This window comes from Janthinobacterium sp. HH104 (assembly GCF_001758715.1).
GTDB classification, from domain to species: domain Bacteria; phylum Pseudomonadota; class Gammaproteobacteria; order Burkholderiales; family Burkholderiaceae_D; genus Janthinobacterium; species Janthinobacterium aestuarii.
The window spans coordinates 54443-76631 of sequence record NZ_LRIB01000024.1 but is presented as its reverse complement, the minus strand read 5'-3'; the positions used below and the strand labels follow the sequence as shown (position 1 = coordinate 76631).

The following is a 22189-nucleotide window of genomic DNA, read 5'->3' as shown; positions in this document are numbered from 1 at the left end:
TCCGTTTTCTCTTGCCGAAAGCCGCATCGTGAAGCCATGCCTGCCGTCCGTCCTGCTCGTCATGGCGCTTGCCGCCAGCCCCACCAGCCATGCGCAGGCGTTCCCCGCGGAACATGATATTGCCACCTTCGTGCGCAGCGAAATGCAGGAGCGCCAGATTCCCGGTTTGCAACTGGCCGTGATACAGCATGGCAAGGTTGTGTTGAAGCGCAACTTCGGCCTGGCCAGTCTGCAATACCAGGTGCCCGTGACGGATACCAGCCTGTTTTCCATCAACTCGGCAACGAAAGCGTTTGCGGGCGTGGCCGTGATGCAGCTGGTGCAAGAGGGCAAGATCGACCTGGCCGCACCGGTCGGCCAGTACCTGACAGACTTGCCTGTCGCCTGGCAAGCCGTGACGGTGACCCAATTACTCAACCATACCTCGGGCTTGCCCGACGTGCTGGACCAGCGCAGCGGCAAGCTCGTGGGGCCGCTGCCGGACGACGCCGATGCGGCGTGGACAGCCGTGCAGGCGCTGCCCGTGGAAGCCCCGCCAGGCCAGCGCTACCGCTACAACCAGACCAATTACGTCTTGCTGGCGCAATTGATCGAGCGCCAGGGCGGCCAGCCCTTTACCGCCTTCATCCAGCGCCGGCAGTTCGACGTGGCGGGCATGCGGCACAGCGGCTTTGGCGACGCGAAGGATGTGGTTGCCAACAAGGCCAGTTCCTACGTGCTGGACCGTAGCGGCAAGGGCTACCGCAACGTGATCGAAGACTTTCCCGTGTTCCTGCGCGCCGGGGCCGGCATCAACAGCAATGCGGGCGAACTGGCCAACTGGCTCATCGCGCTGCAGTCGGGACGCTTGCTGGCGCCCGCCGGTGTGGAACGGCTGTGGCAGCCGACCAGCTTGAATGACGGCAAGCCGGCGCCGTGGGCGCTGGGCTGGCCCACCATCGGCCGCGATGGCCACCGCGCCGTGGCCGGCATCGGCGGTGGCCGCTCGGCCTTTTATGTGTATCCGAACGATAGCCTGGCCGTCATTATCCTCAGCAACCTGGCCGGCGGCCAGCCGGAACAGCTGATCGATACCGTCGCCGGCTTCTATCTTCCCGCCCTGCGCCAGCAGCGCGGCGGCGCGTATGCCGCGCACTTGCTGCGCACGAAGGCGGCGAGCGCCGGTTTCGACGGGCTGGACAAGAAACTGGCGGCCATCCTGCGCCAGCACGGCTTGCCGGAACCCACGGAAGACGACTTGAACGCCTGGGGCTACCGCCTGCTGGGGCGGCAGCAGCCGAAACAGGCCGTGGCCGTCTTCCAGCTGGGTGTGCAACTGTACCCGCAAGGGGCGAATGGCCACGACAGCCTGGCCGAAGCCTACGAGGCGGACGGCGCCACGGCGCTGGCCGTCACGCATTACCGCCGTTCGCTGGAACTGGACGCGGGCAACACGCACGCCGTGGCGCGCCTGCGCGTGCTCGGTGCCAATTAGCGGGCTGCCTGGCCGTGCTCGGCCCCGTGCATGGCCAGGTAAGCGGCCAGGTTGTCATCGGCGATGCCCAGGGCGCGCAAGACTTCCCTGGTGAAGGTGACAGGCGCCGTGCCCGGTGCCGTGATGACGCGCTGGTCGGCCACGGCCCACGGCACGTCCTGGTACAGGGCCGCGCCCGCATAGCCCGTATCCGCCAGGTTATCGGCCGAATTCGAGGTGTGGCGCACGGTGTCGAGCACGCCCGCCTGCGCCAGCACGCGCGTGCCGTCGCAAATGCCGGCCAGCACCACGCCCTTGTCGCGGGCCGCGCGCAGCAGCGGGCCCAGGTCGGGCGCCTTGCCGCTTTGCCAGAAGCTGCCGCCACACACCATCAGCAAGTCGAGTTCGTCGAGCACGATCTCTTCGAGCGCCAGTTGCGGCGTGACCAGCATGCCGCCGGACGAGGTGACGGGCAAGCCGCCCGGCGTGGCGAACTGCGTGTAAAAGCCGTAGTACAGCCGCGCCGTGGAATTGAGCAGGGCGGTTTCCCAATCGGCAAAGTTCTCGGTCAGAATGGTGATGGCACGTGTCATGAAAAGTCCTGTCGCAGATGGAGATATCAATAGTACTGGCTTGCTAGCCAGCGGGTGCCGAAATCATAATAAAAAGTACTGACAATTTCTGTCAGGAGCGCGCAGGAAATGATGGCACAAGTTGATGGCACAAGTTGCAATGAAAAAGCCCGGCGCCGCCGCGGGAAGCGGCGGGGCCGGGCCCCTGTATTTGCTACGAGTTTGCTGCCGATTACTTCTCGGCGAACGCGCGCTCGACAACGAAGTCGCCAGGCGTCGAGGTATTGCCTTCCTTGAAGCCACGCGCTTCCAGCATTTCCTTCAGGTCGCGCAGCATGTCCGAGCTGCCGCAGATCATCACGCGGTCTTCGGCCGGGTTCAATGCCGGCACACCCAGGTCTTCGGCCAGCTTGCCGTTCTCGATCAGTTCCGTGATGCGGCCCATGTTGCGGAAGTCTTCGCGCGTCACGGTCGGGTAGTAGCGCAGCTTGTCGCTGACCATTTCGCCCAGGAACTCATGCTTCGGCAAATGCTCTTCCAGCAAGTCGTGGTAAGCCAGTTCATCGACCTGGCGCACGCCGTGCACGAGGATCAGCTGGTCAAAACGCTCGTAGATGTCCGGATCGCGCACGATGCTGAGGAAAGGCGCCAGGCCCGTGCCCGTCGACAGCATGTACAGGCGCTTGCCCGGCAGCAGGTAGTCGGATACCAGGGTGCCCGTCGGCTTGCGGCCGACGATGACGGTGTCGCCCACTTGCAAGTGTTGCAAGCGCGACGTCAATGGGCCGCCCGGCACCTTGATGCTGAAAAATTCCAGATGGTCTTCGTAATTGGCGCTGGCGATACTGTAGGCACGCAGCAAGGGCTTGCCGTCGACGCGCAGGCCGATCATGGTGAAATGGCCATTCGAGAAACGCAGCGACGGGTCGCGCGTGGTGGTAAAGGAGAACAGGGTATCCGTCCAGTGGTGCACGCTTAAAACGCGCTCTTCATTCATCGAACTCATAGTATGTGTTGGCTGGTCAAAAAAATGGTTAGTTGCTGGCAACTGCTGGCAAAAGTGAAACCCTGTGTAGGCCCAGACGCTATTGTACCGGCCTCCACACGAAATTGTTACCGTCTATCGCCGCCAATGCTGCCGCACGCGGTGCCAACATTATAGTGCGAATGGCAAGGCAGGGCTGGAATTGGCCCGGAAACGGGCCGTGGACATGCGGACTCTTGACCTGGCTCAGTTTTTTGCCGGGGGCGTCAAGACGCTGCCCGGCGCTGCCAGAACGGCGCATCGCGCCAGCGCTGCTCGGCGCCGTAGAAGCCGCGCCGCATCTGCAGATAGGTTTCAAACGCGGCGAAAACGCTGCGCCGGTAGCCGGCCGCCATGCCCCGGTCGCCGGCCAGATAAGCTTCCGCCACCCGCGCCGCATGGATGCCCGAGGCCATGGCCTGGCCGATGCCCAGCGACGAGATCGGGTCGAAGCAGGCGGCCGCGTCGCCCGCCGCCGTCCAGTTTTCATCGGCCGGCAGCGACGCCACCCGGCTGTGGATGGCGTAATGGCGCAGCGCGCTCGGCGGGGGCAGGCGCGCGAGGATATCGCCCACATGGCGCGTGCCCATGCCGGCCTCGCGCCAGGGCGCCGCTTCCTTCAGCCGCAGGCGCTTGAGGATGTCGGCATCCGTGATGAAGGCCAGCGCCACGCGCTCGCCCGGCAGGGGCGCGGCGTAATACCAGCCATGTTCCGTCGTTTCCACCAGGGTGCGGTGCGGCAGGAATTGCGGCTCGTCCAGCTGATAATAGGCGTACAGCGCCACCAGCGAGTCTTCCGTGTGGATCGGACGCTTGCGCTGGCGCACGATGGCCGCCTGCTTGCCGCTGCAATCGATCAGGTAGCGGGCCGTCAGGTCCGTTTCCTGCCCCTCGCTCGCCACGCGCAGACGCCACGGGTCGCCGTGTTCGAGCTGTACCAGTTGCGCCGGACGCAGCAACGCCACGCCCGCCAGGCGCGCCTGTTCGAGCAGGATGGCGTCATATTGCCGGCGGTCCAGGTGCAAGCCGTGGCCGTGGCTGCTGAAGACGGCTTCGCGCGACATCAGCTCCGCGCTGCCCCACGCGGCTGCATGGGAAAACGCGGGCAGCTGGGCGCCGTCCAGCAGGTCGCGGCCGACGCCCAGAAAGTCCAGCATCGAGAAGATGGACGACGATACCGTTTCGCCGGCCCGGTAATCGTCGAACAGCTGCTTTTCCAGCAAGGCGATGCGCAAGCCCGTGTAGCGGGCCAGGGTCAGGGCGGCGGCAGTGCCGGCGGCACCGCCGCCGACAATGACGACGTCGTAGTCGCGCGATGACGACGTGCTTGGCGTGACACTCAATGGGAAAACCGGCGCCGGTTGGCAGGCTGGATTTTCTTCGGCGTGTCGTGCACGGCCACTTGCGCGCCGCCAGTGGCAAACAGCTGCGATGCCTTCTCGGGCGCCGTCTGCGGATCTTCATCCTTGAGGAACCAGGCGGGCAGGTAGTTCGAATCGTCGCCCGTGATGAAGCTGCTGGCATTGCCGACCCCGACGCTGGCGGCCACGAACTTGGCGTGATTGCGCTCCTTTTCCACAAAATACGGGTACTGGCGGCCCGACTCGGCATCCTGGTTCTGGTTCACGATGAAACCGAGGTAGTGCCATGAGCTGATCATCTGCGAAAAACTGTTCATGCCGCGGCTGTACATCACCTGCATGCCGGCCGGCACGCCGGCGAGCGCCTGTTCTTCCTTGGTGGTGGCGCCATTGATCACGTTCCACGGGCTTTGCGGCGGCCACCAGTAGGCGTAATAGGTGGGCGGCACGGGGATGAGCGTGTCGGGATTCTTGACCAGGTCCGGATTGTCGAAGTTGATCATCTGCACGGAACAGTCATAGAAGTCGGCCTGCCACGGGATGGCCATGCGCTTGGTCAGGTCGCCCGGTTCGCAGCCGGTGCCGACGGTCGGGTCGTTCCAGTCCAGCGGTGCGCACTCGTCGCGGCCCGGCGACAGGCCGTTTTTTGCGTAGTCGGCATCCACGCGGTGCAGGATGGCGTACGGTTTCGCGTAGATGATGGGATTGCGCACGCTCCACGTCACTTCGATGCCGGGGCACATGGGTTCGCCCACGCAATTGCCGATGGCCGCCTGATCGAGCGGGTCGATGCCGGGCAAGGCCAGGCCCGGCGCATCGGCGGCGAATTTGCCGGCCGCCCATTGCTGCAGGGCAAAGTATTGCGTATCCGTCAGCACGGAAAACTTGCTGATGACGTTGTTGCGCACGGAATTGCTGCCCGAATTCAAGGGCACGAGAGGAATGCCGGCGGCGGGGTTCTCCGTGGTGGCTTCGCTGAACAATTGTCCGCCCTGGCCACCGGTGAATCCGGGCGCCTGTTCCTCCGTGCCGGGCCGGATGGCCGACGGCTTCCTGAAATAGCTGAAGAATTTTTCGCGCTGCGGCCGGTTCGCTTCCGACGCATCGGCCACGTCGAAGTTAGGGCGGATGAAGGCCGTCATCGACGGCACCGTCGCCACCCACTGGTAATCGCCTATCCTGGCAAGGAAGGGCTGAATGTCCTGCCCGTAATTGACGACATAGTCGGGATTCCAGCCATCGCTGCCGCTCCAGCGGGCCGTGTCGTAGGCCTCGGGCAGCGCGTTCTTGTATTTGATGGCCATGTCGGCCACGACGTCATCCCAGGTGGAAATATTCACCAGCTCGGGCGCGAACTTCGGCGAGCCGATGACGACCCAGGCTTTCAGTTCCACGGACGGGCTGCCATCCGTGAAATGGATGGTCGCGCTGACGGGGCCATCGCCCACGTCGTCATTCCACGTATCGCCGCCGCCAAAGCCCGTGATGCTTTCGGAGCCGCCCGCGCGGCCATAGGCGCCGATCACCAGCAGGTTGCCGCGTGAATCCGTGCGCATTTCACCGAGCGTGCGCACCGGATAGCCTTGCGTGATGGCGTGCGGATCGGGGAAGGACACGTGCGCATAGGAACCGGCGCCATCCTTGTCGAAATGGGCCTTGCCCAGCGGCGCATCGAGTGTGCGCGGTCCCGGATCGACGATCAGTTTTTGCCGTGCCTCATCTCCCTTGACGGTGTCATTGCGCAGATTGGTCCAGGACGTGGGCGTCAGATTCCAGGCGGGCGGCGTCTTTTCCCAGGTTTCATAGCTGTTGTATGGGCCGAACATCAGGTCGCCCAGCAGGGGAATGAAGTTCCACCACGCTGCCTTCTTGTTTGCCACGTGCACCGTCCACTCGATCTTGGCAATGTTCGGGTCCTGCAGGTCGACGAGGACTTTTTCGCCGGGACGTCCCGCCACGGACTTGTAGATGCGGAAGCTGGCTGCCTGGCGCCGCACGCGGCCGGCCGCATCCTTGAATTGGGCAACGCGGACCGGCTTGCCATCGACGAGCTGCGGATCGTTGTTGCTGTCGACTTCGATCGGCAGCCCGCCGATCGTTTCCGGCGCCAGATAAAACGAATCATGGCTGTTGCCCACACGGGCAACGCCGATCGATGGGTGTATCGAGTACTGTTCCGTGCTATTCATCAAGTTTTCCCCTGAAAGGTTGGCAATCCTGGTGGCATATCTGGCGGCAGCTACGGGGAAAGATACAGAGAAAAATTGACAAAAAAGTCACCCATTGTCACTGCTCAACAATATTTACCGGCACTCTGATACCGCTCAAGTCAACGATTCGGAAATTTCCGGGCACGCGCAGGCGTAACGGAGCAGGGTAGTGGCGCATGAGCTTGTATGATGTTGCTAAAAAGAATTATCACCAATCCACGCGGGCGACCGCCCGCCAGGATGCCTGTCCAGCAAAGGAAATCATGATGTATAAAACAGTGCGCGACCTGTTCCTGCATTTCAAGGAAGCCGTCCCATTCCGCCTCGTCCCCGCCCTGATCTGCACGGCCTTGCTGGTGAGCATGCTCTTGCTGCCGGCGCCCGATGGCTTGACGCCCAAGGCCTGGGGCCTGGTGGCGATTTTCCTCACCACGATTCTGGCGATCATCCTGAAAGTCATGCCGATCGGCGTGATGGCCATGATGGCCATCGTCATCGTGTCCTTGTCGCAAGTGACGTCGACCTCGTCCAAGGGCGCCATCACGGATGCGCTCAGCAGTTTTTCGAATCCCTTGATCTGGCTGATCGTCGTGGCGATCCTGATTTCGCGCGGCCTGAAAAAGACGGGGCTGGGCAGCCGTATCGGCCTGCTGTTCATCTCGCTGCTGGGCAAGCGCACCATGGGCATTGGCTACGGCCTGGCCATCTGCGAACTGGTGCTGGCGCCCTTTACGCCCAGTAACACGGCGCGCGGCGGCGGCATCGTCCACCCCGTCATGAAATCGATCGCCAACGCCTTCGATTCCGACCCGGCCAAGGGCACGGAAAAGAAGGTCGGCACCTACCTGGCCCTCGTCAACTACCACGCCAACCCGATCACCTCGGCCATGTTCCTCACGGCCACGGCGCCGAACCCGCTCGTGGTCGACTTCGTGGCCAAGGCCAGCGGCCAGAGTTTCCACCTGACGTGGACCACCTGGGCCCTGTGCATGCTGCTGCCGGGCCTGGTCTGCCTGCTGGTGATGCCGCTGATTATCTACTGGCTGTCGCCGCCGGAACTCAAAGCCACGCCCGACGCCGTCACCTATGCCAAGGCGGAATTGAAAGGCATGGGCCCGCTGTCGCCGTCGGAAAAAGTCATGCTGGGCACCTTCGCCCTGTTGCTGCTGCTGTGGGCCAACGTGCCGGCCATGCTGTTCGGCCCCGCGTTTTCGCTCGATGCGACGGTGGTCGCCTTTGTCGGCTTGTTCGTGCTGATCATTACCGGCACCATCGATTGGGATGACGTCTTGTCGGAAAAGAGCGCCTGGGACACTTTGGTGTGGTTCGGCGCGCTCGTCATGATGGCCGAGCAGCTGAACAAGACGGGCGTGATCGCCTGGTTCTCGGCCGGCATGAAAGCGGCCATCGTCGCCAGCGGCATGGACTGGCTGCCGATCGCCGGCGTGCTCGTGCTGGTGTTTGTCTTCTCGCACTACTTCTTCGCCAGCACGACGGCCCACATCAGCGCCATGCTGCTGGCCTTCCTGACGGTGGGCCTGCACCTGATCCCGGCCGAATACCACGTGCCGTTCATGCTGATGATGACGGCCGGCTCGGCCATCATGATGACCCTGACGCACTACGCGACGGGCACTTCGCCCATCATCTTCGGCAGCGGCTTCGTGACGATGGGCAACTGGTGGAAAGTTGGCTTCATCATGTGCGTGATCGAATTGCTGATCTTTGCCGTCGTCGGCACGACGTGGTGGAAGGTGCTGGGCTACTGGTAATGCCAGCGGACAGCGGCCAGCCGCCCCGTCACGGCAGCTGGCCGCGCACGATGTGCAGCAGATACTCGCGCGCGGCGGCCCGTTCCATGCCTTTTTCCATCAGCGGCGGCAACAGCCGTTCAAACAGCTGACGCCGCTGCAGCGATGCCTCGGAGGTGTCGCGCCGGTCTGAAAAGAAATCCATCAGGGTCGAACCGCACAGGCAGTTGCGGTAGACCTCGACGATGGCCACGTTGTTGTCGTCGAAGCTTTGTTTCAGCCCCGAGACGTTCTGGCGCATCGATTGCGTCTGCAAAATGAAATCGTCCGCCGTGGCGAATTCGCGCCCGCAACAGGCGCAATGCTTGGGGAAGGCGGCTTCGGCCAGCGCCCGCAAGCCTTCGAAGAACAGCTGATCCTGCATGGCGGCTCCTGGTGGCGCGCTAGGCGGCACGGTTGCTGATCTCGATACCATGCGGGCCCACCGGTGGCCGCTGCACGCCCGATTCGAAGCGCACGAAGGCTTCGCGCAAATGGTCTTTCAGCAAGGTTTCGTCCCAGGGCTTGGTGATAAACTTGTACACCGAGCCCTCGTTGATGGCCGCCGTGACCGAATGCAGTTCCGGGTAGCCGGACAGCATCACGCGCACGATTTCCGGATAGATACCCTTGATGCGGCGCAAGAGCTCGTTGCCGGACATGCCCGGCATGCGCGCATCCGTGAGGATCACGCCCACGGCATGGGCGGCCACCAGTTCCAAGGCTTCCTGCGGCTTGCTGGTGCTGAGTATCTGGTAACCCTCCTTGCGCAGCGAGCGGCGCAGGGCGGACAGGATGTGCTCTTCGTCGTCCACCAGCAGCAGCACGCGCTGCGGCGTTTCGGCATGGCAGCTGTCGGGCGGCAAATGGGTGCCCGCATGCAACATCAGATCCATCTCGGCGCCGGGCAGCGGGCGGCTGAAATAATAGCCCTGCATGGCGTCGCACTGGTTGGTATTGAGAAATCCCAATTGTCCCTCCGTTTCCACGCCCTCGGCCACCGTCGTCATGTGCAGCGACTTGGCCATGGCGATGATGGAGCGGGTCAGCGACGCGCCATCCACGCTGTCGGTCACGTCGCGGATGAACGATTGATCGATCTTGACGACGTCGATGGGGAACTGCTTGAGGTAGGAAAGGCTCGAATAGCCGGTGCCGAAGTCGTCCAGCGACAAGGTCACGCCGATTTCCTTCAATTCTTCCAGCGCCTTCACCACGAGGTCGCGGTTCTGCATCAGCACGCTTTCCGTCAGCTCCAGCTCCAGGCAGTGGGCCGGCACGCCGCTGTCGGCCAGCACTTCGCGCACCAGTTGCGGCATGTCGACCTGGCGGAACTGGCGCGCCGACACGTTGACGGCTATCGTCAGGTGCGTAAAGCCGTAGGCATGCCAGACGCCCAGCTGCGCGCACGCCGTGCGCAGCACCCATTCGCCGATGGGCACGATCATGCCCGTTTCCTCGGCCAGGGGGATGAAGCGGTCCGGCGGCACCAGCCCGATGCCGTCGCGGCGCCAGCGCAGCAGCGCTTCCATGCCATAGATCTTGCCGCTGGTGAGGTCGACCTTGGGCTGGTAGTGCAATTCCAGCTCGCCCAGCGCCAGCGCCTGGTGCAGCGCGTGTTCGATTTCGGCCCGTTCCTCCACCAGCACGCCCATCTTGTGATTGTAGAACTGGTAGCCGTTGCGGCCCTTGTCCTTGGCGCTGTAGAGGGCCGCATCGGCCGTCTTGAGCAGCATGTCGCCGCTGTCGCCGTCGGACGGAAACACGCTGGCGCCGATGCTGGTGCTGATGTGCAGGGTATGTTCGCCCAGCACGAAAGGATCGGCGAACACCGCCAACACCTTTTTCACGATCTGTTCGGCCGTCTCGATGTCGGGCAGGTCCGTCAGCAGGATGACGAACTCGTCGCCGCCCTGGCGGGCCACGGTGTCGCCCTCGCGCACGGCCAGCTTCAGGCGCCGCGCCACTTCCCGCAGCAGCGCGTCGCCCACGGGATGGCCATAGCTGTCGTTGACGAACTTGAAACGGTCGAGGTCCATCATCAGGGTGGCCAGGTGCAAGCGGGTGCGGCGGGCATGGGCGATGGCCTGGCCGATGCGGTCGTTCAGCAATTGCCGGTTGGGCAAGTCCGTCAGCGCGTCGTGGTTGGCCAGGTATTCGATGCGCAATTCCTGCAGCTTGCGGTCCGTGATGTCCTGCACGGTACCGCGCATCAAGAGCACTTCGCGGCCTTCGCGCACGGCTTCGGCCTGGTGAAAGACGATGCACTCGCCGCCGTCCGGCCGCAGCACCTTGTGTTCGAGGCCATAGCTGGTGCCGCTCGCATGCAGCTCCATGAAGGCATCGAGCAGCAGGGGCCGCTGGTCTTCCGGCAGGCACTGCAGCAGGCGGTCGAAGCTGGTGGGGCCGGTATCGGCATCCAGGCCCAGAATGCGCAACAGCTCCGGCGACCAGTAGCCGTCGCCGCCGGCGACCCGGTATTCCCAGTTGCCGAGGCGGGCCAGCGCCTGCGCGTGGTTGAGGCTTTCCTGGATACGGCTCAATTCGGTGAGGGCGCTGCTGGCCCGCAGCAGATAGCGCAGCCGGTGCGCCAGCAGCCGCCATTGCATGGGCTTGGAAATGAAATCGCTGGCGCCCGCTTCCAGCGCCTGCTTGATGGAGTCGTCGTCGTCGTTGCCGGTCAGCACGACGATGGGCACGTGCGCGCCGCCGGGCAGACGGCGCAGCTGCTGGCAGCATTCGAAGCCGCTCATGCCGGGCATGGCGACGTCGAGCAGGATCAGGTCGGGCACGCCGCGCTGGAAGGCGGCCAGCGCTTCCAGGCCGCTGGCCGCTTCCTCGATGCGGAAGCCTTCCGGCTCCAGCGCTTCCGTCACGAGGATGCGCGTCATGGTGTCGTCGTCGACCACCAGGACCAGTGCTTGCGGGGGCAGTGCGGTATTCATATGGCTTCCTTCTCAATGGCCAGGGCGGCGAGGACACGGTCGAGCTCTTGCTGGATGCCGCGGATATGGTTGAGCGCGCTGCCGACGTCATTGCCGCGCGCGTATTGTTCGATTTCACGGCAGGTGGCCGACAAGCCCAGCGCGCCCACGTTGGCGCAGCTCGATTTGAGCGTATGCGCCGCCAGCTGCAGGGCTGCGGCATCGCTGGCCTCGGCGGCCACTTCCAGCTGGCCCAGCAGGCGCGGGGCGTCGCTGTAGAACAGGTCGATGATGCGCCCCAGCACGTCGGGACGGCCGGGACGCCGCATGGCGCGCAGGTTTTGCAGGGCGGCGGCGTCGAGGATGGCGGCTGATTCCACCGGCGCCACCTCCGTGGTTACTGTAGGCGTTTCCGCTGCGGCCGGCGCGGCCGGCGACGGACGCCAGCGGGCCAGGACTTCCAGCAGCGCGGCGCGCGTGTACGGCTTGGCCAGGTAGTCGTCCATGCCCGTGTCCAGGCACAGTTCGCGGTCGCCGAGGATGGCGTTGGCCGTCAGGGCAATGATGGGCGTGCGGCCTCGGCCTTGCTCGCTTTCCATGCGGCGCAAGCGCCGGGTAGCTTCAAAACCATCCATTTCCGGCATCTGGCAATCCATCAGGATCACGTCGAACGGGTAGCGCTCCCACAGGGCCAGCGCGCGCGCCCCGTTGTCGGCCGGCGTGGCTTCGTAGCCGCTATCTTCCAGCATGGCCAGGGCGATTTCCTGGTTGATCGCGTTGTCTTCCACCAGCAGCATGCGCAGCGGCGCCTGGCCCGCGGCCGCGGTGTCCGCTGGAGCGGGCAGGGCAGGCATGGCAGCACTCGTTGGCGCCAGGGTGCCGTAGCCGCAGACAGCTTCGATGCAGTGGCGCAGTTCCATCGCCCGCACGGGCTTGGTCAGGCAGTATTCCACGCCCAGCGCCGTCAGCTGGCGCAGCTCGGCCGAGGCGTCCAGCGAACTGAGCATGATAATTTTCAGGGCCGCCATGCCGGCGTCGGCCTTGATCGCGCGCACCAGCTCGGCGCCATCCATGACGGGCATGCGCATGTCGATGATGGCCAGGTCGAACGGGCGTGCGCCGCGCAGCGCGGCTTGCAGCAGGTCCAGCGCTTCGGCGCCGTCGGCGGCGCTGGCGGCGGCCATCTGCCACTCGATCGCGTGCTGCAGCAGGATGCTGCGGTTGGTGGCATGGTCGTCGACGACCAGCACGTTCAAGGCGGCCAGCGACACGCGCGGCGCCGCCGGTGGCGCGTCTTCGGGCGCCACGATGCCCACGGCGATGGTGACGGCGAAGCTGGAACCCTGGCCCGCCACGGATTTCAGCACAATGTTGCCACCCATCATTTCCACCAGCTGCTTGATGATGGCCAGGCCCAGTCCCGTGCCGCCGTATTTGCGCGAAGTGGTGCTGTCGGCCTGGCGGAAAGGCTGGAAGACGGCCGCTGCCGCTTCCGGCGCCATGCCGATGCCCGTGTCGCGTACTTCCAGGCGGATCTGGCCGGCGGCGGGGCAGCTGACATCGACGGAAATCTCGCCCCGTTCGGTGAACTTGGTGGCGTTATTGAGCAGGTTGGTGAGGATCTGGCGCAGGCGCACGGGGTCGCCGCGCACGTGCTGCGGCACGTCGGAGGCGATGCGGCAGGTAAATTCGATGGCCTTGCGCTGGATGCCGTTGGCAAACAGCGCCACGACATCGTCGATCACCTGGCGCAGGTCGAACGGGATATGTTCGAGCACCAGCTTGCCCGCCTCGATCTTGGAAAAGTCGAGGATGTCGTCGATGATGCTCAGCAGGCTTTCGCCCGAGCGGTGCACCGTGTGCACAAAACGCTGCTGCTTGGGACTCAGTTCCGTGCGCTGCAGCAATTCCGTCATGCCCAGCACGCCATTCATCGGCGTGCGGATCTCGTGGCTCATCTTGGCCAGGAATTCCGACTTGGCGCGGTTGGCGGCGTCGGCCTCGGCCTTGGCCTGCTTGAGCGCCAGGTCGCGCTGTTCCACGTGCTCGAGCATGCCGTTGAAGCCCTTGATCAATTGCCCCAGTTCATCGCTGCCATGCTGCGCCACGCGCACCGACAGCGCCTTGCCGCCGCGGATATGGGCAATCGCATGGGACAGGTGCGCCAGCGGCCTGGCGATGGACGCGCTGATCAGCCCCGTGATGGCCACGCAGGCCAGCAGCAGCACCAGCGCGATGCCGAGGATCAGCATGAAGGCATGGCGCACGCCATCGCGCACCTGGGTCACGGCGTCCTGCTGCTGCCCCGTGATGCGCGCCACCTGCTGCGTGGAATGGGCGGCCTGTTCGCGTTCGAAGGCCCGCACGTGGTCGATGGCCTCGCCAAGTGCCGCCTGGCTGTCCAGCACGCTGCCCTTGGCTTGCACCAGCCGCTGTCCCGACCGTTCCACCGCGTCCAGGTAGGTATCGACGCTGCGCGTTTCGGCCAGCAAGCCCAGCTGGCCTATGCTTTGCAGCAAGGTCTGCATGGTGCCCATGTCGCGGTGCAGTGCGCCGATGTGCTGCGCGATATCGGCGCCCAGGCGCGTGACGTCGCCGGCGGCCGTGGCGAGCATGACTTCGCCCACGTCGATGCTGATGGCGTCGACAGCCAGGTTGATTTCGCCGCTGGCGTCCTCGATGCGGGCCGAGGTGCGCATGTAGCGGTTGGCCTGCGCCAACCGGTCGCGTCCGATGGCCAGCTGCAGTTCGATGGGATCGAGTTCCTCGGCCAGACGCAGGAGAGCGGTGGCCAGGGTGGCGCTGACTTGCTCCTTGAGCGCGGCATAGTGCGCCTGCTGCGCCGCGCTGGCGCCGGCCTCGGCCAGCAGCCCGGCGCGCAAGGCCAGCAAGCCGGCGGCGGGATCGAGCATCTGGCGCGCCGTGGCCAGCAGTGTCGTTCGCAGCGCCTGCTGGGCGGGGCTGATGTCGCGCTCGCCGCTTCCCTGCAGATGGGCGACGGCCGCCGTCAGCCGTTCGCGCAAGGGTGCGATGCGGAAGCGGTTCTTCACGGCCTCCGTTTCGGCCAGCGCAATCTGCATGTCGAGGATGCTCTTGCGCAAGTCGGTCAGGTAGCGCGCGTTCTCGTTCAGGCGCTGGCTTTGCAGCTGCACTTCGGCTGCCGTGGCCTGGGCCTGGCTGTCGACCAGGCGTATCTTGCCGCGCGCGGCCTTGGCGGCGGCCTTGATCTGCGCCAGGACCTGGCCCATCTCCATCGCCTGCGCCTTGTAGTAGGCCTCGTTTTCCAGGCGCTTGCGCACGGCGACGCGCATGCGCTGGAATTCCTGTTCGAAGGCCGCGTGATAGCGGGCCGCCTGCGGCTCGCCGTGGCGCCGCAATTCATTGCGGATGCTCTCGGCGGCCTGGATATTGGCGACGATCTTGTCCGACACCTGTTCCAGCTGCGCCAGGTCTTGCGCCTTGCCCAGCTCGAAAAAATCCGAGGCCATGTCCTGCACGGTATAGCGCAGGCGCAACACGTCCGTGTACAGCGGCACGGTCCGGTCGGTCAAGCCATGCACATGGGTTTCGATGCCTTTCACCAGCAGCAGGCTGGCCGCCGCCATGGCCGCCACGCCGGCCAGCAGGACGCTGGTACTGATGATCAGCTTGGTCCTGATTTTCATGCCTGGCTCCAGGGCGGGCCGGAAAAGTGGGCGCGCATCACTTCGCGCCAGGCCCCGGGTCCGCCGGCACGATCTTGCCGTCGGCGATGCGGGTCAGGAAGACGGCCGTCGACGCCTGGTGGTTGTCGGGCCGCAGCGTCACCCGCATGCCGCCCAGATCGAGGCGGTCGAACGTTTCGAAGCTCTGGATCAGGCGCTCGCGCGTGAGGTCGCTGCCCGTGCGGCGCAGCGCCGCCACCATCAGGGTGGCCGAGATGCAGCCTTCGAAACTGACGAAAGACAGCCTGGCCGCCGGCACATGTTTGGCCAGCAGCGCGGCGCAGTCGGCGGCGATCGGCAACTGGCGGTCGTCCGGCAAGGGCACTACTTGCGAAATGACGATGTTGTTGCCTTCCGTGCCCAGCAGTTGCAGCAAGCTGTCCGTGCCGACAAACGATACCGTGGACAGGGCCGCCTTCAACCCCGCCTGGCTGGCTTCGCGCACGAACGCCGCCACCGGCGTGTAGGGGCCGGCCATGACCACCGCTTGCAGGTCGTGTCCGATCAGGGCCGCCAGTCCCGCCTTGACGGCCGTGGTGCCGCGCTGGAACGACCCCTTGGCGACGAGTTCCAGGCCGCGCCGTTGCAGGGCCCGCACGGTGCCGTCGAGCACGGCGTTGCCGAAACCGTCGTCCTGGTACAGCACGCCAAAGCGCTTGACGCCCCGGCTGGCGAAATACTGCACCAGGGCATCGGACTCATCGTCATAACTGGCGCGGAAGTTGATGATTTCATGCACCACGGGGCGGCGCAAGGTCATCGCGCCCGTAAACGCGCCCACCAGCGGCACCTTCATTTCCTGGACGATCGGTATGACGGCGTTGGTCGTGGGCGTCCCTACGTTGCCGAACAGGGCGAACACTTGTTTTTCCTCGACCAGCCTGAGCGTTTCGCTGATGGCGCGGTCCGGATCGTAGCCGTCATCGGCGACCACCAGCTCGATGCTGCGGCCATGGATGCCGCCGCGCTGGTTCGCTTCCTGGAACACGGCCGTTGCGCCGTCGAGCATGGCTTTCCCCAGCCCCGAGGCCGCGCCCGTTTGCGCATTGACCATGCCCAGACGGATGTGCGTCTCGGTGACGCCCGGTTCGGCGGCGTGGACCATGCCGGCCACGAGGGTGATAGCGAGCCAGCAGCATTCCGGGAAAACGCGCATGAGCTACCTTTATGGAGGTTGACCGGTATCAATTGGCACAGGGTTGACAACGAGTATGGAGCAAATTGCCAACGCAAAACTCACACATAGTCACAGTCATGGTCACGGCGCGGAAAGCAGGCCAGATACGCCTCAGGACACGGGCAGCTGCACCACCACCTTGCCCCGTGCACGGCCCTGCGCCAGATAAGCCAGCGCCTGTTTCGCCTCAAGAAAAGGAAACACACTGTCGATGACGGGGCGGATGGTTCCCGCCTCGATCAGGGCGGCGATCTGCGCCAGCTGGCCGCCGTCGGGACGCACGAAATGGAAGGCATAGCTGGCGCCGCGCCGCCGCGCCAGGCCGATGATCTTGCGGCTGAGCAAACCAAACACCAGTTTCAGCACCACGTTCATGCCGCGCGCGCGGGCAAAGGCGGCGTCCGGCGGACCGACCAGCGAAACGACGCGGCTGCCGGGCTTGACGATGTGCAAGGCTTTTTCCAGCCCGTCGCCGCGCACCGTGCCCAGCACGGCGTCGTAATCGCGCAGCACGTCCTCGAACGGCTGTTTCTTGTAGTCGATGACCTCATCGGCGCCCAGGCCGCGCACCAGTTCCACGTTCGCCGTGCTGGTGGTGGTGCCCACGCGGGCGCCCAGGTGCTTGGCCAGCTGGATGGCGAACGTGCCGATGCCGCCGGAACCGGCCGGGATGAACACTTTCTGGCCCGGCTTCAGCTGCATGCGCTCATGCATCGCTTGCCACGCCGTCAGGCCCACCATGGGAATCGACGCCGCCTGCACGAAATCGAGGTTGGCCGGTTTCAGCGCGGCCGCCTGTTCGGGCACGATGGCAAATTCGGCCAGGCTGCCGTGCGGGGTGTCGAAAATGCTCGCATACACGGCGTCGCCCACTGTAAAGCGCGTGACGCCGCTGCCCACGGCCACGACCACGCCGGCCAGGTCGCTGCCCAGGGTGGCCGGCAAGCGCGTTTTCAAGATCGGCTTGAAGTCGCCCTTCGGGATCAGGTTGTCGATGGGGTTCAGGCCGACGGCGTGCACCCGCACCAGCAATTCGCCGGGGCCGGGCGTGGGGCGGGGCAGTTCCGCAAACGCCGCATAATCGAGGCCGCCGTATTGTTTGAGTTGCAAAGCTTGCATGATGTTCTCTCTGTATGCTGAAAAGGCGCCGGCGCTCAGGCCAGGCGCAGGTCCTTGCGCAAGCCGGCATCCATCAGCGCGGCCGGCATGAAACGGCGCATCAGGCGCAAGCGCGCCGCCAGCGGCCCGGCCGTGTAGCGCAGCTTGGGCTTGCTTGTCTGCGCCGCCGCCAGGATGGTGTCGGCCACGATGGCCGGATCGTCGGCGCCGGCCATCAGCGTCTGCAGCCGGCTGGTGATGGCCGCGCTCACTTGCCGGTAGGCGGACAGCGGGGTATCGGGCGCCAGCAGATTGGCTTCGAACGTGGTTTTCGTGTAGGCCGGTTCGATGACGCTGGCGCGGATGCCCCAGCCGCGCACTTCATGGTCGAGTGATTCAGTGTAGCCCTCGATCGCGTGCTTGGTGGCGGAATACAGCGCACCGTAAGGCATGGGCAAAAAGCCCAGGACGGAACCGATATTGAGGATGCGCCCGCCACCTTGGGCCCGCATGTGCGGCAGCACGGCCAGGGTCATGCGCAGCACGCCATAGAAATTCGTGTCGAAGATGGCTTGCGCCTGCGCCACGCTGCTTTCCTCGGCGCCACCCGGGGCCACGCCGAAACCGGCGTTATTCACCAGCAGGTCGATGCGGCCTTCGCGCTGGATTACCTCTGCCACGGCGGCTGCGACGGAAGAGTCGCTGGTGACGTCGAGCGCCAGCATCGCATGACCGGCTGCGGCCGCTTGTCCGCCGCGGCGGCTGGTGCCGTACACCGTGTAGCCCGCTTGCGCCAGGCGCCGGGCCGTGGCCGCGCCGATGCCGGACGAGGCGCCGGTGACGAGGGCAATCTTCTTGTTATTCATGGCAATTCCTTCAGTGGTTGACAGCATTGGATATAGTATATGACGATCATCATATTTTTGTTTCAAAAAAAGCCCGGGACGGATCAAGGCCACGGGCAGGGCAATTAGCTAGGTGTTTGAAACTGCGCCAGGGTGGCCGCGCACAGCGCGTCCGACAGGGCCGGCTCGTCCACGGCGCGCGCGAGAATGGTGGTGCCGATCATGGCGCACACGGTCGCCATCGCTTGCGCATGCGCTTCGGGCTGGCCCCAGTTCGGCAACTGGCGCGCGAACAGGTCGATCATTTCCTTGATATGGATGGTGGCGGCACGCCGCACCTCGGGCGCCTGGCGCGGCATTTCCGAACCCAGCGCCGACACGGGGCAGCCCACCTCGATGGCGGCGATGTGTTCGGGCGACAGGTAGGCGGCCAGCATGGCCTGCAGCGCCTGGCCAGGCGCTGCAGGCCATGCTGGCCGCCTACCTGTCGCCCGAACACATCGCCGCCATCGAGGTGGGCTGCCCCGTGTCGGCGCTGGGTTCGGAAATGCCGCGCCAGGCGCCCGAGGTGCGGCGTGCCGCCACCATCCATATCAAGGAAATGATCGACCTGTTCGCGCGCCAGTTGCCGAACTGGGGCCAGCCCGAAGCGCATGCGCAAGCGATGGCGACCGTGTGCGCCATGATCGGCACCACCATTCTCGCGCGCGCCGTGGACGAGCCGGCCCTGTCGGACGCGCTGTGCGCGGCCACCCTGGCGCAGTTTCAAACACCTAGCTAATTGCCCTGCCCGTGGCCTTGATCCGTCCCGGGCTTTTTTTGAAACAAAAATATGATGATCGTCATATACTATATCCAATGCTGTCAACCACTGAAGGAATTGCCATGAATAACAAGAAGATTGCCCTCGTCACCGGCGCCTCGTCCGGCATCGGCGCGGCCACGGCCCGGCGCCTGGCGCAAGCGGGCTACACGGTGTACGGCACCAGCCGCCGCGGCGGACAAGCGGCCGCAGCCGGTCATGCGATGCTGGCGCTCGACGTCACCAGCGACTCTTCCGTCGCAGCCGCCGTGGCAGAGGTAATCCAGCGCGAAGGCCGCATCGACCTGCTGGTGAATAACGCCGGTTTCGGCGTGGCCCCGGGTGGCGCCGAGGAAAGCAGCGTGGCGCAGGCGCAAGCCATCTTCGACACGAATTTCTATGGCGTGCTGCGCATGACCCTGGCCGTGCTGCCGCACATGCGGGCCCAAGGTGGCGGGCGCATCCTCAATATCGGTTCCGTCCTGGGCTTTTTGCCCATGCCTTACGGTGCGCTGTATTCCGCCACCAAGCACGCGATCGAGGGCTACACTGAATCACTCGACCATGAAGTGCGCGGCTGGGGCATCCGCGCCAGCGTCATCGAACCGGCCTACACGAAAACCACGTTCGAAGCCAATCTGCTGGCGCCCGATACCCCGCTGTCCGCCTACCGGCAAGTGAGCGCGGCCATCACCAGCCGGCTGCAGACGCTGATGGCCGGCGCCGACGATCCGGCCATCGTGGCCGACACCATCCTGGCGGCGGCGCAGACAAGCAAGCCCAAGCTGCGCTACACGGCCGGGCCGCTGGCGGCGCGCTTGCGCCTGATGCGCCGTTTCATGCCGGCCGCGCTGATGGATGCCGGCTTGCGCAAGGACCTGCGCCTGGCCTGAGCGCCGGCGCCTTTTCAGCATACAGAGAGAACATCATGCAAGCTTTGCAACTCAAACAATACGGCGGCCTCGATTATGCGGCGTTTGCGGAACTGCCCCGCCCCACGCCCGGCCCCGGCGAATTGCTGGTGCGGGTGCACGCCGTCGGCCTGAACCCCATCGACAACCTGATCCCGAAGGGCGACTTCAAGCCGATCTTGAAAACGCGCTTGCCGGCCACCCTGGGCAGCGACCTGGCCGGCGTGGTCGTGGCCGTGGGCAGCGGCGTCACGCGCTTTACAGTGGGCGACGCCGTGTATGCGAGCATTTTCGACACCCCGCACGGCAGCCTGGCCGAATTTGCCATCGTGCCCGAACAGGCGGCCGCGCTGAAACCGGCCAACCTCGATTTCGTGCAGGCGGCGTCGATTCCCATGGTGGGCCTGACGGCGTGGCAAGCGATGCATGAGCGCATGCAGCTGAAGCCGGGCCAGAAAGTGTTCATCCCGGCCGGTTCCGGCGGCATCGGCACGTTCGCCATCCAGCTGGCCAAGCACCTGGGCGCCCGCGTGGGCACCACCACCAGCACGGCGAACGTGGAACTGGTGCGCGGCCTGGGCGCCGATGAGGTCATCGACTACAAGAAACAGCCGTTCGAGGACGTGCTGCGCGATTACGACGCCGTGCTGGGCACGGTGCGCGGCGACGGGCTGGAAAAAGCCTTGCACATCGTCAAGCCCGGCAGCCGCGTCGTTTCGCTGGTCGGTCCGCCGGACGCCGCCTTTGCCCGCGCGCGCGGCATGAACGTGGTGCTGAAACTGGTGTTTGGTTTGCTCAGCCGCAAGATCATCGGCCTGGCGCGGCGGCGCGGCGCCAGCTATGCCTTCCATTTCGTGCGTCCCGACGGCGGCCAGCTGGCGCAGATCGCCGCCCTGATCGAGGCGGGAACCATCCGCCCCGTCATCGACAGTGTGTTTCCTTTTCTTGAGGCGAAACAGGCGCTGGCTTATCTGGCGCAGGGCCGTGCACGGGGCAAGGTGGTGGTGCAGCTGCCCGTGTCCTGAGGCGTATCTGGCCTGCTTTCCGCGCCGTGACCATGACTGTGACTATGTGTGAGTTTTGCGTTGGCAATTTGCTCCATACTCGTTGTCAACCCTGTGCCAATTGATACCGGTCAACCTCCATAAAGGTAGCTCATGCGCGTTTTCCCGGAATGCTGCTGGCTCGCTATCACCCTCGTGGCCGGCATGGTCCACGCCGCCGAACCGGGCGTCACCGAGACGCACATCCGTCTGGGCATGGTCAATGCGCAAACGGGCGCGGCCTCGGGGCTGGGGAAAGCCATGCTCGACGGCGCAACGGCCGTGTTCCAGGAAGCGAACCAGCGCGGCGGCATCCATGGCCGCAGCATCGAGCTGGTGGTCGCCGATGACGGCTACGATCCGGACCGCGCCATCAGCGAAACGCTCAGGCTGGTCGAGGAAAAACAAGTGTTCGCCCTGTTCGGCAACGTAGGGACGCCCACGACCAACGCCGTCATACCGATCGTCCAGGAAATGAAGGTGCCGCTGGTGGGCGCGTTTACGGGCGCGATGACCTTGCGCCGCCCCGTGGTGCATGAAATCATCAACTTCCGCGCCAGTTATGACGATGAGTCCGATGCCCTGGTGCAGTATTTCGCCAGCCGGGGCGTCAAGCGCTTTGGCGTGCTGTACCAGGACGACGGTTTCGGCAACGCCGTGCTCGACGGCACCGTGCGGGCCCTGCAACGGCGCGGCCTGGAACTCGTCGCCAAGGGGTCGTTCCAGCGCGGCACCACGGCCGTCAAGGCGGGACTGGCGGCCCTGATCGGACACGACCTGCAAGCGGTGGTCATGGCCGGCCCCTACACGCCGGTGGCGGCGTTCGTGCGCGAAGCCAGCCAGGCGGGGTTGAAGGCGGCCCTGTCCACGGTATCGTTTGTCGGCACGGACAGCTTGCTGCAACTGCTGGGCACGGAAGGCAACAACATCGTCATTTCGCAAGTAGTGCCCTTGCCGGACGACCGCCAGTTGCCGATCGCCGCCGACTGCGCCGCGCTGCTGGCCAAACATGTGCCGGCGGCCAGGCTGTCTTTCGTCAGTTTCGAAGGCTGCATCTCGGCCACCCTGATGGTGGCGGCGCTGCGCCGCACGGGCAGCGACCTCACGCGCGAGCGCCTGATCCAGAGCTTCGAAACGTTCGACCGCCTCGATCTGGGCGGCATGCGGGTGACGCTGCGGCCCGACAACCACCAGGCGTCGACGGCCGTCTTCCTGACCCGCATCGCCGACGGCAAGATCGTGCCGGCGGACCCGGGGCCTGGCGCGAAGTGATGC

At 65.1% G+C, this 22189-nt stretch carries 15 protein-coding genes and 2 pseudogenes; 6 read left to right on the top strand and 11 right to left on the bottom strand.

Annotation, left to right across the window (positions count from 1 at the left end):
• The first annotated feature begins 28 nt into the window (after window positions 1–28).
• Complete coding sequence (locus JAB6_RS08815) at window positions 29–1474, top strand: serine hydrolase domain-containing protein (RefSeq protein ID WP_083292618.1); 1446 nt, start codon at window positions 29–31, stop codon at window positions 1472–1474.
• On the opposite strand, the gene JAB6_RS08810 is transcribed toward JAB6_RS08815, so the two are convergent.
• The 4 genes from JAB6_RS08810 to lodA form a co-directional block, all read right to left on the bottom strand.
• Window positions 1471–2046 carry a type 1 glutamine amidotransferase family protein gene (locus JAB6_RS08810; protein WP_070302396.1) on the bottom strand — a complete coding sequence of 192 codons (576 nt, stop codon included), beginning with the start codon at window positions 2044–2046 and terminating at the stop codon, window positions 1471–1473. The two genes, JAB6_RS08815 and JAB6_RS08810, sit on opposite strands and share 4 nt — an antisense overlap.
• A gap of 211 nt (window positions 2047–2257) precedes the next feature.
• Window positions 2258–3031, bottom strand: a complete 774-nt coding sequence (locus JAB6_RS08805; protein ID WP_034748152.1) for a ferredoxin--NADP reductase — start codon at window positions 3029–3031, stop codon at window positions 2258–2260.
• Window positions 3032–3276: 245 nt separating this feature from the next.
• Window positions 3277–4392 carry a tryptophan 7-halogenase gene (locus tag JAB6_RS08800; RefSeq protein WP_070302398.1) on the bottom strand — a complete coding sequence of 372 codons (1116 nt, stop codon included), beginning with the start codon at window positions 4390–4392 and terminating at the stop codon, window positions 3277–3279.
• A complete protein-coding gene (lodA, locus tag JAB6_RS08795; protein ID WP_070302400.1) occupies window positions 4389–6599 on the bottom strand; it encodes a CTQ-dependent lysine 6-oxidase LodA in 2211 nt (736 codons plus the stop codon). Before lodA ends, JAB6_RS08800 begins: the two co-directional genes overlap by 4 nt.
• 287 nt (window positions 6600–6886) lie before the next feature.
• Between lodA and JAB6_RS08790 the strand changes: the two genes are divergently transcribed.
• Window positions 6887–8392: an anion permease gene (locus JAB6_RS08790; protein ID WP_034748161.1), complete on the top strand. Its 1506-nt coding sequence runs from the start codon at window positions 6887–6889 to the stop codon at window positions 8390–8392.
• Between the two features lie 28 nt (window positions 8393–8420).
• Here the strand turns inward: JAB6_RS08790 and JAB6_RS08785 are convergent, their stop codons facing one another.
• The 7 genes and pseudogenes from JAB6_RS08785 to JAB6_RS08755 form a co-directional block, all read right to left on the bottom strand.
• Complete coding sequence (locus JAB6_RS08785) at window positions 8421–8795, bottom strand: hypothetical protein (RefSeq protein WP_070302402.1); 375 nt, start codon at window positions 8793–8795, stop codon at window positions 8421–8423.
• Between the two features lie 19 nt (window positions 8796–8814).
• Complete coding sequence (locus JAB6_RS08780) at window positions 8815–11355, bottom strand: EAL domain-containing protein (RefSeq protein ID WP_070302408.1); 2541 nt, start codon at window positions 11353–11355, stop codon at window positions 8815–8817.
• Window positions 11352–14999 carry a response regulator gene (locus JAB6_RS08775; RefSeq protein WP_070302410.1) on the bottom strand — a complete coding sequence of 1216 codons (3648 nt, stop codon included), beginning with the start codon at window positions 14997–14999 and terminating at the stop codon, window positions 11352–11354. The genes JAB6_RS08780 and JAB6_RS08775 overlap by 4 nt, the downstream gene beginning before the upstream one ends.
• Window positions 15000–15036: 37 nt before the next feature.
• A complete protein-coding gene (locus JAB6_RS08770) occupies window positions 15037–16194 on the bottom strand; it encodes an ABC transporter substrate-binding protein (RefSeq protein ID WP_254671528.1) in 1158 nt (385 codons plus the stop codon).
• Between the two features lie 132 nt (window positions 16195–16326).
• Window positions 16327–17334, bottom strand: coding sequence for an NADP-dependent oxidoreductase (locus tag JAB6_RS08765; RefSeq protein ID WP_070302411.1), 1008 nt, complete (start codon window positions 17332–17334; stop codon window positions 16327–16329).
• Window positions 17335–17369: 35 nt separating this feature from the next.
• A complete protein-coding gene (locus JAB6_RS08760; RefSeq protein WP_070302413.1) occupies window positions 17370–18179 on the bottom strand; it encodes an oxidoreductase in 810 nt (269 codons plus the stop codon).
• Between the two features lie 104 nt (window positions 18180–18283).
• Window positions 18284–18616, bottom strand: a pseudogene (locus tag JAB6_RS08755) (TetR/AcrR family transcriptional regulator); the annotation flags it as partial.
• Between JAB6_RS08755 and JAB6_RS08750 the strand changes: the two are divergent.
• The 4 genes and pseudogenes from JAB6_RS08750 to JAB6_RS08735 form a co-directional block, all read left to right on the top strand.
• Window positions 18607–18939: pseudogene (locus JAB6_RS08750) on the top strand (TetR/AcrR family transcriptional regulator); the annotation flags it as partial. The pseudogenes JAB6_RS08755 and JAB6_RS08750 sit on opposite strands and share 10 nt — an antisense overlap.
• Before the next feature lie 104 nt (window positions 18940–19043).
• Window positions 19044–19853: an oxidoreductase gene (locus tag JAB6_RS08745; RefSeq protein ID WP_070302413.1), complete on the top strand. Its 810-nt coding sequence runs from the start codon at window positions 19044–19046 to the stop codon at window positions 19851–19853.
• Between the two features lie 35 nt (window positions 19854–19888).
• Window positions 19889–20896 (top strand): NADP-dependent oxidoreductase, encoded by a 1008-nt coding sequence (locus tag JAB6_RS08740; RefSeq protein ID WP_070302411.1) that lies wholly within the window; start codon window positions 19889–19891, stop codon window positions 20894–20896.
• Between the two features lie 132 nt (window positions 20897–21028).
• Window positions 21029–22186, top strand: coding sequence for an ABC transporter substrate-binding protein (locus tag JAB6_RS08735; protein WP_254671528.1), 1158 nt, complete (start codon window positions 21029–21031; stop codon window positions 22184–22186).
• Window positions 22187–22189 lie beyond the last annotated feature (3 nt).